The 15,601-nt window shown below is 66.8% G+C and carries 14 protein-coding genes; 3 read left to right on the top strand and 11 right to left on the bottom strand.

The genetic code is table 11. The features are described 5' to 3' along the window. Positions 1 to 116 precede the first annotated feature (116 nt). The 6 genes from ABE423_RS18605 to ABE423_RS18630 form a co-directional block, all read right to left on the bottom strand. Complete coding sequence (locus ABE423_RS18605; protein ID WP_071229404.1) at positions 117 to 1,541, bottom strand: sensor histidine kinase; 1,425 nt, start codon at positions 1,539 to 1,541, stop codon at positions 117 to 119. A gap of 25 nt (positions 1,542 to 1,566) precedes the next feature. Further along, positions 1,567 to 2,250, bottom strand: a complete 684-nt coding sequence (locus tag ABE423_RS18610; RefSeq protein WP_004136763.1) for a response regulator transcription factor — start codon at positions 2,248 to 2,250, stop codon at positions 1,567 to 1,569. Between the two features lie 73 nt (positions 2,251 to 2,323). After that, a complete protein-coding gene (locus ABE423_RS18615; protein ID WP_032128191.1) occupies positions 2,324 to 2,698 on the bottom strand; it encodes a hypothetical protein in 375 nt (124 codons plus the stop codon). Between the two features lie 212 nt (positions 2,699 to 2,910). Further along, a complete protein-coding gene (gene dusA, locus ABE423_RS18620) occupies positions 2,911 to 3,942 on the bottom strand; it encodes a tRNA dihydrouridine(20/20a) synthase DusA (protein ID WP_346487110.1) in 1,032 nt (343 codons plus the stop codon). A gap of 262 nt (positions 3,943 to 4,204) precedes the next feature. Next, positions 4,205 to 4,783 carry a DUF6338 family protein gene (locus ABE423_RS18625; RefSeq protein WP_346487112.1) on the bottom strand — a complete coding sequence of 193 codons (579 nt, stop codon included), beginning with the start codon at positions 4,781 to 4,783 and terminating at the stop codon, positions 4,205 to 4,207. A 144-nt stretch (positions 4,784 to 4,927) separates the two neighbouring features. After that, on the bottom strand, positions 4,928 to 6,391 hold the full coding sequence (locus ABE423_RS18630; RefSeq protein ID WP_180838052.1) for a SulP family inorganic anion transporter: 1,464 nt from the start codon (positions 6,389 to 6,391) through the stop codon (positions 4,928 to 4,930). 232 nt (positions 6,392 to 6,623) lie between these two features. On the opposite strand from ABE423_RS18630, the gene ABE423_RS18635 reads away from it, so the two are divergent. Beyond that, positions 6,624 to 7,580, top strand: coding sequence for a cation transporter (locus ABE423_RS18635; protein WP_253143783.1), 957 nt, complete (start codon positions 6,624 to 6,626; stop codon positions 7,578 to 7,580). Between the two features lie 111 nt (positions 7,581 to 7,691). Continuing rightward, entirely contained in the window at positions 7,692 to 8,117 is a 426-nt protein-coding gene (locus tag ABE423_RS18640; protein WP_049399846.1) for an organic hydroperoxide resistance protein, read from the top strand. A 147-nt stretch (positions 8,118 to 8,264) separates the two neighbouring features. Here the strand turns inward: ABE423_RS18640 and mmsB are convergent, their stop codons facing one another. The 5 genes from mmsB to ABE423_RS18665 are packed head-to-tail and all read right to left on the bottom strand — an operon-like array spanning position 8,265 to position 13,804. Next, positions 8,265 to 9,155 (bottom strand): 3-hydroxyisobutyrate dehydrogenase, encoded by an 891-nt coding sequence (gene mmsB / locus ABE423_RS18645; protein WP_004136647.1) that lies wholly within the window; start codon positions 9,153 to 9,155, stop codon positions 8,265 to 8,267. Further along, positions 9,152 to 10,327 carry an enoyl-CoA hydratase/isomerase family protein gene (locus ABE423_RS18650; RefSeq protein ID WP_346487115.1) on the bottom strand — a complete coding sequence of 392 codons (1,176 nt, stop codon included), beginning with the start codon at positions 10,325 to 10,327 and terminating at the stop codon, positions 9,152 to 9,154. Before ABE423_RS18650 ends, mmsB begins: the two co-directional genes overlap by 4 nt. Further along, positions 10,324 to 11,121, bottom strand: a complete 798-nt coding sequence (locus ABE423_RS18655) for an enoyl-CoA hydratase (protein ID WP_346487116.1) — start codon at positions 11,119 to 11,121, stop codon at positions 10,324 to 10,326. Before ABE423_RS18655 ends, ABE423_RS18650 begins: the two co-directional genes overlap by 4 nt. Then, positions 11,118 to 12,284, bottom strand: coding sequence for an acyl-CoA dehydrogenase family protein (locus ABE423_RS18660; RefSeq protein WP_346487118.1), 1,167 nt, complete (start codon positions 12,282 to 12,284; stop codon positions 11,118 to 11,120). Before ABE423_RS18660 ends, ABE423_RS18655 begins: the two co-directional genes overlap by 4 nt. Positions 12,285 to 12,298: 14 nt before the next feature. Then, positions 12,299 to 13,804 carry a CoA-acylating methylmalonate-semialdehyde dehydrogenase gene (locus tag ABE423_RS18665; RefSeq protein WP_180838048.1) on the bottom strand — a complete coding sequence of 502 codons (1,506 nt, stop codon included), beginning with the start codon at positions 13,802 to 13,804 and terminating at the stop codon, positions 12,299 to 12,301. Positions 13,805 to 13,919: 115 nt separating this feature from the next. On the opposite strand from ABE423_RS18665, the gene ABE423_RS18670 reads away from it, so the two are divergent. Next, complete coding sequence (locus ABE423_RS18670) at positions 13,920 to 15,287, top strand: short-chain fatty acyl-CoA regulator family protein (RefSeq protein ID WP_164117874.1); 1,368 nt, start codon at positions 13,920 to 13,922, stop codon at positions 15,285 to 15,287. Positions 15,288 to 15,601: the final 314 nt, after the last annotated feature.

Here is a 15,601-nt window from a genome sequence, read left to right on the forward strand (position 1 = left end):
GGCCGGCACCTTGGCAATGCCACCGAAGATCATGAGGTTGCCGGCCAGCGGCCGGCACTACCGGAACGCCACGCGCTGTTGCGCCAAGCGATGCCCGGCGGACGGGAACGCGCGAGTTACGGCCCCGGCGGCAGGCGCACTTCGAAACGGGCACCGCCCAGTTCCTCGGAGCGGCCCACAGCCAGTTCACCGCGATAATCCTTGATAAGGTCCTGCACGATCGACAGGCCGATGCCGTGGCCCTGCACGCGCTCGTCGCCACGCACGCCACGCTGCAGCACCTTGCCGATGTCATCCGGGGCGATGCCCGGGCCATCGTCGTCCACCGCCAGCAGCAGGCCGGCGCGGCGCGCGTTCGGTGCCGGCAGCGGCTGCGCGGTCAGCAGCACGCGGCGGTTGGCCCACTTGAAGGCATTCTCCAGCAGGTTGCCCAGCAGTTCCTGCAGGTCACCCGGTTCGCCGTGGAAGCGTGCGGCCGGGTCGATATCGAATTCGCACAGCACGCCCTTCGAGGCATAGACCTTTTCCAGGCCACGCACGATTTCCTCGGCGTTGGATTCGATCGGCAGCGGCGCGGAGAACAGCTTGTGGCCCGACGACGCAGCACGTGCCAGCTGGTAGGAGACCAGGTTGTTCATGCGCTGCAGCTGCACGTCCAGCTCCTCGCGCAGCGCACCATCGCCCGCGCCGCTGTCCATCTGCGTGCGCAGCACTGCGATCGGTGTCTTCAGGCTGTGCGCCAGGTCGGCCAGGGTATTGCGCTGACGCTCGAGGTTCTCGCGCTCGCTTTCAATGAAGGCGTTGATGCTGTCGGTCAGCGGTTCCAGCTCGCGCGGGTGGCGCTCGCTCATGCGCTCGGTTTCGCCGCGCTGCACCTTGGTCAGCTCGGTAATCACGCGACGCAGCGGGCGCAGGCTCCACTGCAGGATGACGGTCTGCAGCAGCAGCAGGATCAGGCCGATGCCACCGAGGTAGAACCAGACCCGGCTGCGGAACACCCGCAGCTGTGCACCCAGCGCGCGCGAGTCTTCCATCACGTAGATGGTGTACGGGAATTCGGTAGCGGGATCGGCGTCGGCGTCCCACACCAGGCCCAGGCCGTAGCGGTACACCGAGCCCTGGCTGCCGTCGATCTGGATCATCGGCAACGGGCCTTCGAACACTTCCTGGCGCGGCGCCAGCAGGCCGCCGCCGACGGTGGGCAGCATCGGGCCTTCGGCAGACATCGAATTGCCCTTGCCGTGCGGCATCACCACCTGCAGGTACAGGCCACTGCCCGGCACGTCGAAGCGCGAATCCGGCGGCTGCTCGCGGATGTACAGCGAGCGGTCGCGGGTGAAGTCGATCCCGGCCGCATAGGCGGTGGCGTAGTTCTTCAGGCGCTCACGTAGGTTCGCCTTCGCCGTATCGGCGAAGGCGGCGTCGAGCGCGTAACCGGCCAGCGCCAGGAACGCGACCAGACCCACGGACGCGGCGAACATCTGGCGCGCCTGCAGTGAGCGCGGCCGCCAGCGTCGGAAGAACCACAGACGGCCGGACATCGTGTTATCGCCAGGGTGAGCCGGCTCAGCCCTCGTTGCGCGGGATCGCGAAACGGTAGCCGCGACCGCGCACGGTCTCGATCGGCTTCAGTTCGCCATCCGGGTCCAGCTTCTTGCGCAGGCGGCCGATGAACACTTCCAGCACGTTCGAGTCGCGGTCGAAGTCCTGCTGGTAGATGTGCTCGGTGAGGTCGGCCTTGGAGACCAGTTCACCGGCGTGCATCATCAGGTACTCCAGCACCTTGTACTCGTAGCTGGTAAGGTCGACATTGCTGCCGGCCACGCTGACGGTCTGGGCAGCCAGGTCCAGAGCAACCGGACCGCATTCCAGGGTCGGCTTGCTCCAGCCAGCGGCGCGGCGCAGCAGCGCGTTGACGCGGGCCAGCAGTTCTTCGACGTGGAACGGCTTGACCAGGTAATCGTCGGCGCCCTGCTTCAGGCCCTCGACCTTGTCCTGCCAGCTCGAACGCGCGGTCAGGATCAGGACCGGGAACTTCTTGCCTTCGTCACGCAGGGCCTTGATCAGCTCCATGCCCGACATCTTGGGCAGGCCGAGGTCGATGATGCCGACATCGAACGGAACTTCGCGCCCCATGTAGAGGCCTTCCTCGCCGTCCTGCGCAGCATCGACGGCAAAGCCTTCGCGCTTGAGCCGGGCTGCCAGGGTCTCACGCAGCGGGGCTTCGTCTTCGACCAGAAGGATACGCATGAACTCTCCCTAGTGTCCTGGGTGTGGCCCGGAGGCCTGTGGGGTACGGGTTGATAGCGACGACTATCCCTGTTCAGGGGTTATCGCCGCGTAGTGATGACATATCCGACCGCGGCGTGCGCGGCTGTGAACGCGACGGGGCGGGGTCGTCCATGTAGCGGACCCGGCCCCGATCGTCCATGTACTTCACCCGGTTGATATCACGACCATCGAACGGCACGCGCTCGGCGCCGAGGATGTGGCCGCCGGTGGTGCGCTGCACGCGGCGCACGGCATCGGACAGCGACCGCTCGTCGCCACGGCCACCGCGCTCGCCCCGCTCCATCATCTCCGCCCGCCCCTGGTCGCCGCGCGGCGGCTGTTGCGCCAGCGCCGAAGACAGCGGCACAGCCGACAGGACCACGCAGGTGGCCAGGGCAATGCGGCGATGGAAGGGAGCGGAAGACATCGATGCGATCCTAGCCGAGCACGGCGATTCGTTCAAAAGTCGTAAATCCGGCGCCGGGTTCGAAACCCAGCGTTTTACAAATCTTTTGCAAATTCTTGGTTTACAGCGGTGAATCCGGTCTGAACTTTTCCGGCTTCAACTCCAAGTCGTTCAGCTAAGTGAACATTCGGGACGAATCGCCGCCCCTTGTCAAGTCAGGAATGTGACTGCGGTCACGCTACGGCGCGATCAGATGCACGTTCGGTGACCGCCAGCGCCTGCTCGATCAGGCGCCAATCGGCGCCCGGGCGGTGTGCGCCCTCGCTCAGCACCTGGCGGAATGCGCGGCCGCCGGGCTGGCCGTGGAACAGGCCAAGCACGTGGCGGGTGATGTGCTTCAGCGCCAGGCCTTCGCCCAGCCGCGCTTCCACATAGGGCCGCAGCGCGCGCAGCAGGTCGCCACGGGCCTGCAGCGGGGCGCCGGTATGCAACGCCTCCAGCTGATGCAGCAGGTAGGGATCGTGGTAGGCCGCGCGGCCCAGCATCACGCCATCGACGAGCGCGGCCTGCGCCCGCACCGCCTCGAGGCTGGCCAGGCCGCCATTGAGCACCACCGGCAGTGCCGGGCGCTCCTGCTTCAAGCGGTAGGCCCAGTCGTATTTGAGCGGGGGAACCTCGCGGTTCTCCTTCGGCGACAGGCCCTTCAGCCACGCGTTGCGCGCGTGCACCACCACCATCGCCGCACCGGCGGCGACCTGACGGTCGACGAAGGCGGCGAACACGTCGTAGTCGTTGTCCTCGTCCACGCCCAGGCGGCACTTCACCGTCACCGGGATATCAACCGCATCGACCATGGCCGCAACGCACTCGGCCACCAGCGCCGGCTCGCGCATCAGGCACGCGCCAAAACGCCCGGCCTGCACGCGATCAGACGGGCAGCCGCAGTTGAGGTTGACCTCGTCATAACCCCATTCGGCGGCGATGCGGGCGGCCTGCGCCAGCAGCGCTGGATCACTGCCACCCAATTGCAGGGCCAGCGGCTGTTCGCTGCGGTCGAAGCCGAGCAGGCGCTCGCGATCGCCGTGGATGACCGCGTTGGCGTGCACCATTTCCGTGTACAGGCGCGCGCCCGGCGCCAGCACGCGATGGAACACGCGGCAATGGCGGTCCGTCCAGTCCATCATCGGGGCAACGGACAGGCGCAGGGAATCGGCGTAACGGGCGGTGGCGGACGTCATCGGGGCATTGATCGTGGAGACTGGCATTGCCAGTGAGATCAATAGTTTACACCGGGCGGCTGAATGCGCCCGGTCAGCCGCGCGGCGAGCGCCGGTTCGGCCCGGCTCCGGCTGGCGGCCGGGGCGGACTGGGCGGTGGCGGCGGACGCTTCCTGCCCTCGGGGAGCTTGGGGTTCGCGTTCTCCATGGATACGACCAACTGGTCCAGTGGTGGGTTGGAACCCTTCCTCAACTTAGCCATCGTCTGTCTCCTGGAGAATCTCGACCCACTGCACATCCACTGCGTGAATCAGTATGCCATCGAGCTGCGGAAGCTCGACCACGGCGGGGCTGGCCACGGGATCCGCTGCTGGATCGGCACCTTCATCGGGTGGATCCGCATCCACCAGCCAGGCCGGCATCTCGCAGCGGGGCTGATCGGCCACTCCTTGGGGTAGCCGGTCAATCGACGGCCATCCTTCAATTGCAGCACCACGAAGGCAGGACGCGTACCGAGCACGCAGTACCACTCGCTCGGGTGGGATGTCCTCGTGGTGAAGCCTGCACGACGGAGAACCCTGTGGAGGGAATCCTTGTTCGCAGCGAGGGCCAATCCTGCCCCCAGCAGTGCGGCGAGGACAAAACCCCATAGCAGGCTGCTGGTCTCGGTCCAGGTCCCCAGCACAAAGCAGCGACCCGCCAGCAGGAGCATCAGTTCGGTGAACTTCACCAGCACCTGGACCGCGAAGGTGAACACCAACGCTTCCACGGTCCGTTCGAACTGCGGCGGCTTGGGATGGGATGTCAGCCCATAGAACACCCATGCAGACAGGAAACCCGGCAGCAGAAAGGTCAGCAGCATGGTGGCGTTGTTGAAGAGCGAATCCATTCCGGCAGAAGTACTCCGTCGTGAGGATCACAACGGAGCACGATCGCGGCGATTCTTCCACCTTGGGTGGGGTTCACAGGCTGAAGATGCAGCAACCGCAACAGCGGCCATGGCGTTGCAGTTGCTCCACGAGAGCCGATAGCGTCAATGCGCGCTGCCAGCAGCGCCTTTGCCACCCACCTGTTCAATGAGGGTCTGGCTGGCCGCATTGAGCCCCACCACCGTCACCTCCGCCCCATGCGCGGCCAGCTTTTCCTGCGCCCGCTCCAGCGCGGCCACGGCAGTCAGGTCCCACAGGTGCGCATCGCGCAGATCAATCTGTACCTTCGGCGCCACGTGCTGGTAATCGAACGCCGCACCCAGCTGCCCTGCCGAGGCAAAGAACACCTGCCCACGCACGCGGTAGACCTGGGTGTCACCGGCATCGTCGCGCTGCACGTCCAGCATGCGGCCGACCTTGCGTGCGAAGAACAGGGCCGACAGCAGCACACCGCTGAGCACGCCCTTGGCCAGATCATGGGTGGCCACGGTGACCACCACGGTCAGCAGCATCACCGCAGAGGAGCTGCGCGGATGCGTGCGCAGGTCGCGCAGCGAGCGCCAGCTGAAGGTGCCGATGCTGACCATGATCATCACCGCCACCAGCGCCGCCATTGGGATCTGCCGTACCAGATCGCTGCCGTACACCACCAGCACCAGCAGGAACACGCCAGCCACCAGGCAGGACAGGCGGCCGCGGCCACCGGAGGTCACGTTGATCACCGACTGGCCGATCATCGCGCAACCGGCCATGCCACCGAGGAAGCCGGTGACGGTGTTCGCCACGCCCTGGCCGACACATTCGCGGTTGCGCTCGCTGGGCGTCTCGGTGATGTCCTCGACGATCTGCAGGGTCATCATCGATTCGAGCAGGCCGACCACGGCCAGCGTGGCCGACACCGGCAGCAGGATGCGCAGCGTTTCCCAGGTAAGCGGCACATCGGGAATGAGGAAATGCGGCAGGCTGTCAGGCAACTGGCCCATGTCACCGACGCTGCGTACGTCAACGCCGAAGCCGATCACCACGGCGGTCAGCACCACAATGGCCACCAGCGGTGATGGCACGGCACGGGTAATGCGTGGCAGCAGGTAGATGATCGCCAGCGCGGCGGCGCACAGCACATAGACCGTAGGCCCGCGACCGATCAGCTCGGGCATCTGTGCCAGGAAGATCAGGATCGCCAGCGCGTTGACGAAGCCGGTGATGACCGAGCGCGAGACGAAGCGCATCAACGCGCCGAGCTTGAACACGCCGGCCAGCACCTGCAGCAACCCGGCCAGGATGCTGGCGGCGAACAGGTACTGCAGGCCGTGGTCCTTGACCAGGTCGACCATCACCAGCGCCATCGCACCGGTGGCGGCGGAGATCATGCCGGGGCGGCCGCCAGCAATGGCAGTGATGACGGCAATCGAGAACGCGGCATACAGGCCAACCTTGGGGTCGACGCCGGCAATGAGCGAGAACGCGATGGCCTCGGGAATCAGGGCCAGGGCGACGACGATGCCGGACAGCAGGTCGCCACGGATGTTGCCGAGCCATTGCTGGCGCAGGGGGTAGGACGTTTGCATGGGAAAGCTCCGCGCGCAGGCGGGCGTGGCCGCATGGCGCTGCAGTGGAAAGACACGGGTTCCTGAGCCGGGCGGGCCGGCTGCCGATGTGCGGCAAGGGTCAGGGTGGCGTGATCACTGCAGGCGGGCGTCGGTACGTGGGAGGGACGCAGTCTACGGGAAGCGGCCCCACGGGGGTAGCACGGTTGCCCGGCGAAGGCAGCGGAGCCTGGCTCCGCTCTACAATTGAACCATGGCCGCCAACCGCCCGCAGTTCTTCGACCCCGCCACCGAACAGGGCGTGCTGCGCCTGTCGATCGCCGCCTCGCTGCTGCTGGCCGCGGCGGCGGTGGTGTTCGGCCTGCTGGCCAATTCCTCGCTGATCATCTTCGACGGCATCTACGGCCTGATCGACGTGGTGATGACCTGGCTGTCACTGCTGGTGGCGCGGTTGATCGCGCTGTCCACGCAGACCGATGCGCTGCAATCGCGGCTCAACCAGCGCTTCACCATGGGCTTCTGGCACCTGGAGCCGATCGTGCTGGGGGTGAGCGGCACACTGATGATCGGTGCGGCGCTGTATGCGCTGGTCAATGCGGTGGACGCGTTGATGTCCGGGGGCCGCCATATCGCCCTCGGCCCGGCCATTGCCTTCGCCGGGCTGTCGATCGTGGGCGAAGGCGCGCTGGCCTGGTTCATCCTGCGCGCCAACCGCCGCATCGGCTCGGAGTTCATCGCGCTGGACGCGAAGAACTGGGTGATCGCGGCCAGCATGTCGGCCTGCTACCTGCTGGCCTTCCTCGGCGGCGTGCTGGTACAGGGCACCTCGTGGGCCTGGGTCGGGCCGTACATCGACCCGGCCATCCTCGCCTTCGTCTGCGTGCTGGTGATGATCGCCCCGCTCGGCACGGTGCGCCGGGCGCTGGCCGGCATCCTGCTGGTCACCCCGCCGGAACTGCAGGCCCATGTGGATGCAGTGGCACGCGGGATCGTGGCCAAGCACGGCTTCGTCGAGCACCGCAGCTACGTGGCCCAGGTGGGGCGTGGCGAGCAGATCGAGCTGTTCTTCGTGGTGCCGGAAAACGACCCGCCGCGGCCCTTGGTGGAATGGGACCAGCTGCGCGACGAGATCGGCGATGCACTGGGCGAGGCCTCCCCGGACCGCTGGCTGACCATCATGTTCACCACCGACCGCGAATGGACGATCTAGGCTGGCAGGACGATCGATCAAATTTTTCGTACGCATTGCAACCCAACGTACGCGGAAACCGGGCAAAGTAGGCTCCAACGCAACACCCACCCACCGACCAGGAGCATCCCGATGTCCATCGAAAAGGTTCTGTACACCGCCCAGGCCACCTCCACCGGCGGCCGTGAAGGCCGTTCCGTCTCCTCCGACAACGTGCTGGATATCCAGCTGTCGACCCCGCGCGAACTGGGCGGCGCCGGCGGCCCGGGCACCAACCCGGAACAGCTGTTCGCGGCCGGCTACTCGGCTTGCTTCCTGGGCGCGCTGAAGTTCGTGGCCGGCCAGGCCAAGGTCGCGCTGCCGGCCGACACCACCGTGACCGGCAAGGTCGGCATCGGCCAGATCCCGACCGGTTTCGGCATCGAAGCCGAGCTGACCATCAGCGCTCCTGGCGTGCCGCGGGAGCAGCTGGAAGAGCTGGTGCAGAAGGCGCACATCGTGTGCCCGTACTCGAATGCCACGCGCGGCAACATCGACGTGACGCTGGTCGTTGCCTGATGGGGTGATGCCGGCCAGCGGCCGGCACTACCCGCGCCAGAGCAAAAAAATGGGCGGATGCCGGTCGAAACCGAACATCCGCCCATCCCACCTTCGTTGTCCCGCACGGGGGCATGAGGTTGCCGGCCAGCGGCCGGCACTACCAGGTCACTTCTCGCTCGTAATGAGCTGCACGACGCTGGAGAAATCCAGCTTGCCGCGGCCGGCCTGGTGGTTCATCGAGTACAGGTTGCGGGCCACTTCGCCCAGCGGGATCGAGGCGCCGACACTCATCGCCGCTTCCACCGCCAGGCCCATGTCCTTCAGCATCAGATCGCTGCCGAAGCCGCCGCTGTAGCCGCGCGAGGCCGGGGCGTTTTCCAGCACGCCCGGCCACGGGTTGCACACTTCGGTGGCCCAGCTGCGGCCGGTGCTGACCGCCATCATCTGCGACAGCACCTTCGGGTCCAGCCCGTGCGCCACGCCGAGGGCGATGGCTTCACCGGTGACGGCCATGATCACGCCCAGCGCCATGTTGTTGCACAGCTTGGCCACTTGGCCGGCACCACTGGCGCCCACATGGAAAATGTTCTTGCCCATCGCCTGAAGCACCGGGCGGGCGCGCTCCAGCGCATCCTCCTCGCCACCGACGATGAAGGTCAGGGTGCCGGCCTGGGCACCGGCGGTACCGCCGGACACCGGTGCGTCGATCATCTGCAGGCCACGTGCGGCAGCGGCTTCAGAGACCTTGCGGGCGCTGGCCGGTGCGATCGTGCTGCAGTCGATGACCAGTGCGCCGGCCGGAATCGCGGCAAGAATGCCGTCATCGCCCAGGTACACGCCTTCGACGTGGCGGCTGGCCGGCAGCATCGAGATCACCACCTCGGCATCGGCCAGGGTTTCGCGCGCCGATGCGGCCGCGCTGGCGCCGGCATCGACGGCGGCCTGCACCGCGGCCGGGACCAGATCGAACACGCGCACGGTATGGCCGTTCTTGACCAGATTGGCGGCCATCGGGCCACCCATGTTGCCCAACCCGATGAATGCAATGCGGCTCATGCAAGGCTCCTTTCAACAAGGGGAGTGCCCAGGTCGGCCAGTGGATGCGCGGCATCGGCCCAGGGGGAAGCGAAGAAGGTGTCGGCCCACGCGCCGGTGGCATCGGCCAGGGTGGCCGGGTTCCACTGCGGATTGCGGTCCTTGTCGATCAGCAGCGCGCGGATGCCTTCGGCGAAATCACCGTGGGCGGCGCAATGCAGGGCGACGATGTACTCCAGGCGATAGATCGCGGCCAGGTCCTGGCCGGCACTGCGGCGCTGCAGTTCGTACGACAGCCGTGCCGAACCGGGTGCGCCGGCGGCGAGGGTCTTCTGTGCCGCCTGCAGCCAGGCATCGTCGGTCTGCAGAGTGGAGATGCGGCCGATGATCGCTGAGAGGTCATCGCCTTCGCACAACGCATCAACCTGCGCCGCATTGGCCAGCAGCGGGCCGGTGGCGGCGTCACTGGCATGCGACTGCAGCAGATGGCTGAGCCGTTCGTGGTTGTGTGCGGCATCGCTGGACCACGCGACCTGCAGCAGCGCATCGAACACCGCGCTGCGGCGTTCTTCGGCCACGTGCACGTCGGCCAGGCCGGCGTAGATGGCGTCGCCCGGATTGAGCAGCGCGCCGGTCAGCGCCAGGAACAGGCCGCCCTTGCCCGGTACGCGCGGCAGCAGCCAGCTGCCACCCACATCCGGGAACAGACCGACGGTGATTTCCGGGAAGGCCAGCTTGGAGCGCTCGCTGACCACGCGGTGGCTGGCACCGGACATCAGGCCGATGCCACCGCCCATCACGATGCCATGGCCCCAGCACAGGATCGGCTTGGCATAGGTGTGGATGAGGTAATCGACGCGGTATTCGACGTCGAAGAACTCGGCCGCGTAGTCGTTCTCGCGGATGTCGCTGCGGCCGGCCTCGCGGAAGGCGACCATGCTCTTGTACAGGCTGTGCAGGTCACCGCCGGCGCAGAACGCCTTTTCGCCGGCGCCCTGCAGCACCACCATGGCGATGCCATCGTCGTCGGCCCAGGCATTCAGCTGTTTCAGCAGCAGGTGCGCCATCGGCAGCGAGAAACCGTTGAGCGTACGCGGCGCATTGAGCGTGGCGATGCCGATGCGCGTGCCGTTGCTGGCGGCGCGCTCTTCGAACAGCACCGGTGCGTCGTCGGCAGCGGTGTCGGTGCTCATGCGTTCTTCCACTGCGCGGCGCGCTTTTCCAGGAAGGCGGTCACGCCCTCGACCTGGTCGGCGGTGTCGAACAGATCGACGAAGGCTTCGCGTTCGGCCACCAGCGCCGAAGCGTGGGTGCCGGTGCGGGTGGCCTGCACCAGGGTCTTGCAGGCGGCGATGCTGGTCGGGCTCTGCTTGCCGGCCTTCTTCGCCCATTCCAGCGCCAGCGCCTTGGCTTCGCCCTTGCCGACCTTTTCTTCGGCCAGGCCGATGCGCAGTGCGGTGTCGGCGTTGATGCGCTCGCCCAGCAGGATCATGCGCTTGGCCCAGCCCTCGCCAACCAGGCGCGGCAGGTTCTGGGTGCCACCGGCGCACGGCAGCAGGCCGACGGTGGCCTCCGGCAGCGCGACCTGGGCGTGGTCTTCGATGATGCGCAGGTCACAGGCCAGCGCGCATTCCAGGCCACCGCCCATGGCGTAGCCGTTGATCGCGGCGATCGACACGCCACGGAAACCGGACAGCGCTTCGAAGGCTTCACCGAAGCGGCGCGCGGCTTCACGTGCAGCGGCCTTCTCGCCGGAGGCGAACTGGTTGAGATCGGCACCGGCGGAGAAGAACTTCTCGCCGTCACCGGTGATCACCAGCGCGTAGATCTCGCGGTCTGCGTTGAGCGCGCCGACCAGATCACGCAGCGCCGACAGGCTGTGCACAGTCCAGGTATGCGCAGGCGGGTTGTTCAGGGTGACCACGGCGGTGTGGCCATCCACCTCCACCTTCAGCCCCACGTGTTCCTGGGTACGCCAATCCTTCATCGCAGTTCCTCTTCGGTGTTGAGCAGGTGACGGGCAACGATCACCCGCATGATCTCGTTGGTGCCTTCCAGGATCTGGTGCACGCGGCAGTCACGCAGCAGGCGCTCGATCGGGTATTCGCGGATGTAGCCGTAGCCACCATGGATCTGCAGTGCTTCGTTGCAGACGTTGAAACCGGCATCGGTGGCGAAGCGCTTGGCCATCGCGCACCACACGTTGGCATCGCTGGCACCGGCATCGAGCTTGCGTGCGGCGGTGTGCACCATCTGCCGTGCGGCCACCAGCTGGGTGACCATGTCGGCTAGCTTGAACTGCAGGGCCTGGAACTCGGCCAGTGCCTTGCCGAACTGGCGGCGTTCGCCCATGTAGCGGCGTGCAGCGTCCAGCGCACCCTGCGCGGCGCCCAGCGAGCAGGCGGCGATGTTGATGCGGCCGCCATCGAGCCCCTTCATCGCCAACTTGAAGCCGCCGCCTTCCTCTCCCAGAAGGTGGCTGACCGGTACGCGGACGTTTTCGAAGGTGATGCCACGGGTGGGCTGGCTGTTCCAGCCCATCTTCTCTTCCTTGCGGCCGAAGCTGATGCCCGGCAGGTCGGCCGGCACCGCAATGGCGCTGACACCGCCGGCACCGGCACCACCGGTACGCGCCATCACCACCAGCAGCTCGGTGGCACCGGCGCCGGAAATGAAAGCCTTGGAGCCTTTCAGCACATAGAAGTCACCGTCGCGCACGGCGGTGGTCTTCAGCGAGGCCGCATCGGAACCTGCACCCGGTTCGGTCAGGCAGTACGAGGCCAGCTTGCTGCCCGAGGACAGATCGGTTCCCCACGCATCGCGCAGCGCCGGCTGGCCCCACTTGGACACCATCCACGACGCCATGTTGTGGATGCTGATGTACGCCGCGGTCGACGGATCGACGTTGGCGAGCTCCTCGATGACGACGGCGGCGTCCAGTCGGCTCAGGCCGCTGCCGCCCACTTCCGGGTCCATGTACAGACCGCAGAAGCCCAGTTCACCGGCCTTGGCGATCGCCTCGCGCGGAAAGATGCCCTCCGCATCCCATCGCGCGGCGTGCGGCGCCAGTTCGGCCTGTGCGAAGTCGCGCGCCGCCTCGCGGTACGCCTGCTGCGCTTCTTCCAGTTCCGTCGTCATCGAGTGGCTCATGGCTGCTCCTGCCGTTACTTCAGGCTGATCGTGGTGTTGACGCCGTGGCTGAGCGTCTCGTCATCGAACCAGCGCGCGGTGACCGTCTTGGTCTGGGTGTAGAACAACACCACCTGCTTGCCATACGGACCCAGGTCGCCCAGCTTGGACGCGCGCGAACCGGTGAACGAGAACAGCGGCACCGGCACCGGGATCGGCACGTTGATGCCGACCTGGCCGACGTCGATGTCTTCCTGGAATTTGCGCGCGGCGGCGCCGGACTGGGTGAACAGTGCGGTCCCGTTGCCGTTCGGGTTGCTGTTGACCATCGCGATGGCCTCTTCCAGCGTCTCCGCTTCGAGGATGACCAGCACCGGCCCGAAGATTTCTTCCTGGTAGATGCGCATGTCGGTGGTGACACCGGCAAAGATGGTCGGGCCAACGAAGTTGCCCTTCTCGAAACCATCGACCTGCGGCTTGCGGCCGTCGAGCACCAGCTTGGCGCCCTGCTCCACGCCCGAGGCGATCAGGCCTTCCACGCGCTCGCGGGCGCTGCAGGAAATGACCGGGCCTACATCGGTGCCGGCGACGGTGCCGCCGCTGACCTTCAGGGTCTCGGCCTTGGTGACCAGGTCCTGCACCCAGTTGCGTGCTTCACCCACCAGCACCAGAGTGGAGGCGGCCATGCAGCGCTGGCCCGCGGCACCGAAGGCGGCGCCGACCATCGCGTTGAGGGTCTGTTCCTTGTTGGCGTCCGGCAGCACCACAGCGTGGTTCTTGGCGCCCATCATGCACTGCACGCGCTTGCCGGCCAGCGAGGCACGGTTGTAGACGTGGGTGCCGACGCGGGTGGAACCGACGAACGACACGGCCTTGATGTCCGGGTGGTCGCAGATCGCGTTGACCACTTCCTCGCCGCCGTGGACGACGTTCAGCACGCCCTTCGGAATGCCTGCTTCCAGCGCAAGCTCGACCAGGCGCATGGTGACCATCGGGTCCTGCTCGGACGGCTTGAGGATGAAGGTGTTGCCCGTTGCAATCGCCATCGGGAACATCCACAGCGGGATCATCGCCGGGAAGTTGAACGGGGTGATGCCGGCGCACACGCCCAGCGGCTGCATGATCGTATAGGTATCCACGCCATTGGCCACGTTGTTGGCCAGTTCGCCCAGCTGCAGGTTGCCGATGGCGGCGGCGTGCTCGACCACTTCCAGGCCGCGGAACACATCGCCTTCGGCGTCCGGCAGGGTCTTGCCCTGTTCGGCGGTGAGGATGTGGGCCAGCTCGCTCATGTTCTCGCGGATCAGCTGCTGGTACTTCAGGAAGATGCGCGCGCGGGTGCCGATCGGGGTCTTGCGCCAGGTCTTGAAGGCTTCCTTGGCGGCGGCAACGGCGGCGTCCACTTCGCCGGTGGTGGCGAACGGCACCTTGGCCAGCACGTCCTGGGTGGCCGGATTGATCACGTCCTGCCAGTGGGAGGTGGCCGATTCAACGAACTGGCCATCGATCAGCATGCGGATACGGGGCGCTGCAACAGTCATGACGACAATCCCACAGGGTGCGAAAGATGCTTGGCATTATTCACAGCACCCACCTCGATTTCCGGGCTGAATCCGCTTAATCTGGCCAACACGCCAGACGATTCATGTTAATTCTGTGAATTATTCAGCCCCCCAGCGACAACTTGGCCTGCGCCTGCTGCGGCTGCGCGAGCAGCGCGGCTACAGCCAGGCCGATCTGGCGCGGGCGCTGGGGCTGTCGGCCAGCTACCTGAACCAGATCGAGCGCAACAAGCGCCCACTGACCCCGGCTGTGCAGAAGAAGCTGGGCGAGGTATTGGGCGACGTTTCCGCACTGTTCGACGAAGATGAGCCCGCCGCGCTGCAGGAAGCCCTGGGCGAAACCCTGCGCGACCTGGGCCTGGCCGAGGTCAGCGCCACCGAACTGCGCGCGCTGGCCGGCAACCTGCCGCAGGTCAGCCGCGCGCTGCTGGATCTGCACCGCCGCCACCTGGCGCTGCGCGAGCATGCCGCCGCACTGGAATTCCAGCTGGGCGAGCCCGGCGCCGGCAGCACCCTGCCCGCTGGCGATCAGGTGCGCGAGTTCTTCAACCGCATGCACAACCACATTCCCGAGCTGGACGAGCTGGCCGAGCAGCTGTTCGCCGAGTGGGGGCTGTCGCCCGGGCACGTGGCACCGCGGCTGCGCCAGCTGCTGGCCGACCGCCATGGCGTGCTGGTGGAAGTGGCCGCACTGCAGGCCGGGCGCGAAAAGCGGCAATACGATGCCGGTGCGCGGCGGCTGTGGCTACCCGATTACCTGGAGCCCGGACAGCAGGCGTTCCAGATGGCGGCCGAGCTGGCCCTTCATGGCTACCTGCCGCAGATCGATGCGGTGGTGGCGCGCGCAGGGTTTACCGATGAGGCACGCATCGCGCAGGCGCGGATTGGTCTCTCCAACTATTTCGCCGGCGCGCTGGTGATGCCGTACATGCGCTTCCTGCGTGCGGCCGAAGCCAGCAGCTACGACATCGAACTGCTGGCCCACCAGTTCGGCGTCGGCTTCGAAGCGGTTTGCCACCGGCTGAGCACGCTGGCACGGCGCAGCGCACCCGGCCTGCCGTTCTTCTTCATCCGCGTGGACCGCGCCGGCAATGTGTCCAAGCGTCATTCGGCCACCGATTTCCACTTCTCGCAGGTGGGCGGCTCGTGCCCGCTGTGGATCGTCTACGAGGCGTTCAACCAGCCCGGCCGCATCCTTACCCAGACCGCGCGCATGCCCGACGGGCGCCGCCATTTCTGGCTGGCGCGGCAGGTCAGCAGCGGCCCGGTCGGCCATGGCCAACCGCGGAAGACGTTCGCGGTGGCGCTGGGCTGCGATCTGCAGCATGCCGAGCGGCTGGTGTATTCATTGGGGCTGGATGTGCAGAGCCCGGGTAATTCGGTGTCGATCGGACCGGGGTGCCGGGTGTGCCCGCGCGAGGACTGCATGCAGCGCGCATTCGCGCAGTTGCCGGGGCGGTAGGGTTGGTTCGGCAGGGCTGCGCCCTGCACCTGCTTCAATCCAAGGCAACAGCAAAAGCAACAGCGGGCTTTCCGTGGGATGGCGGGGTGGATCCGGTTGCGGGGGACGCTGCAAGTCCCCCTCCGGGGCCCGGCCCAGCCGCTGGCGGCTGTGCGTTCGGGCGCTTGCGAAGCAATGCTTCGCAAGCAAAGCGCCCTCACCCATGTAAGCTCGGTCGCCGCTTGCTCGTGTGCGCTGTCCTGCGCACACGGCAAGACCGGGGTTGGGCGTCCTGCCCAACCCGCCCGAGGCATGCCTCGGGCCCATGCGGCTCA

This window comes from Stenotrophomonas sp. TWI1409 (assembly GCF_039673015.1).
Taxonomy (GTDB): Bacteria; Pseudomonadota; Gammaproteobacteria; order Xanthomonadales; family Xanthomonadaceae; genus Stenotrophomonas; species Stenotrophomonas maltophilia_A.

What these genes read in the sequence shown, in the direction of transcription:
- ABE423_RS18605 (WP_071229404.1), bottom strand. Translation starts at nt 1,541, where the DNA reads ATGTCCGGCCGTCTGTGGTTCTTCCGACGCTGGCGGCCGCGCTCACTG.
- ABE423_RS18610 (WP_004136763.1), bottom strand. Translation starts at nt 2,250, where the DNA reads ATGCGTATCCTTCTGGTCGAAGACGAAGCCCCGCTGCGTGAGACCCTG.
- ABE423_RS18615 (WP_032128191.1), bottom strand. Translation starts at nt 2,698, where the DNA reads ATGTCTTCCGCTCCCTTCCATCGCCGCATTGCCCTGGCCACCTGCGTG.
- dusA (WP_346487110.1), bottom strand. Translation starts at nt 3,942, where the DNA reads ATGCCAGTCTCCACGATCAATGCCCCGATGACGTCCGCCACCGCCCGT.
- ABE423_RS18625 (WP_346487112.1), bottom strand. Translation starts at nt 4,783, where the DNA reads ATGGATTCGCTCTTCAACAACGCCACCATGCTGCTGACCTTTCTGCTG.
- ABE423_RS18630 (WP_180838052.1), bottom strand. Translation starts at nt 6,391, where the DNA reads ATGCAAACGTCCTACCCCCTGCGCCAGCAATGGCTCGGCAACATCCGT.
- ABE423_RS18635 (WP_253143783.1), top strand. Translation starts at nt 6,624, where the DNA reads ATGGCCGCCAACCGCCCGCAGTTCTTCGACCCCGCCACCGAACAGGGC.
- ABE423_RS18640 (WP_049399846.1), top strand. Translation starts at nt 7,692, where the DNA reads ATGTCCATCGAAAAGGTTCTGTACACCGCCCAGGCCACCTCCACCGGC.
- mmsB (WP_004136647.1), bottom strand. Translation starts at nt 9,155, where the DNA reads ATGAGCCGCATTGCATTCATCGGGTTGGGCAACATGGGTGGCCCGATG.
- ABE423_RS18650 (WP_346487115.1), bottom strand. Translation starts at nt 10,327, where the DNA reads ATGAGCACCGACACCGCTGCCGACGACGCACCGGTGCTGTTCGAAGAG.
- ABE423_RS18655 (WP_346487116.1), bottom strand. Translation starts at nt 11,121, where the DNA reads ATGAAGGATTGGCGTACCCAGGAACACGTGGGGCTGAAGGTGGAGGTG.
- ABE423_RS18660 (WP_346487118.1), bottom strand. Translation starts at nt 12,284, where the DNA reads ATGAGCCACTCGATGACGACGGAACTGGAAGAAGCGCAGCAGGCGTAC.
- ABE423_RS18665 (WP_180838048.1), bottom strand. Translation starts at nt 13,804, where the DNA reads ATGACTGTTGCAGCGCCCCGTATCCGCATGCTGATCGATGGCCAGTTC.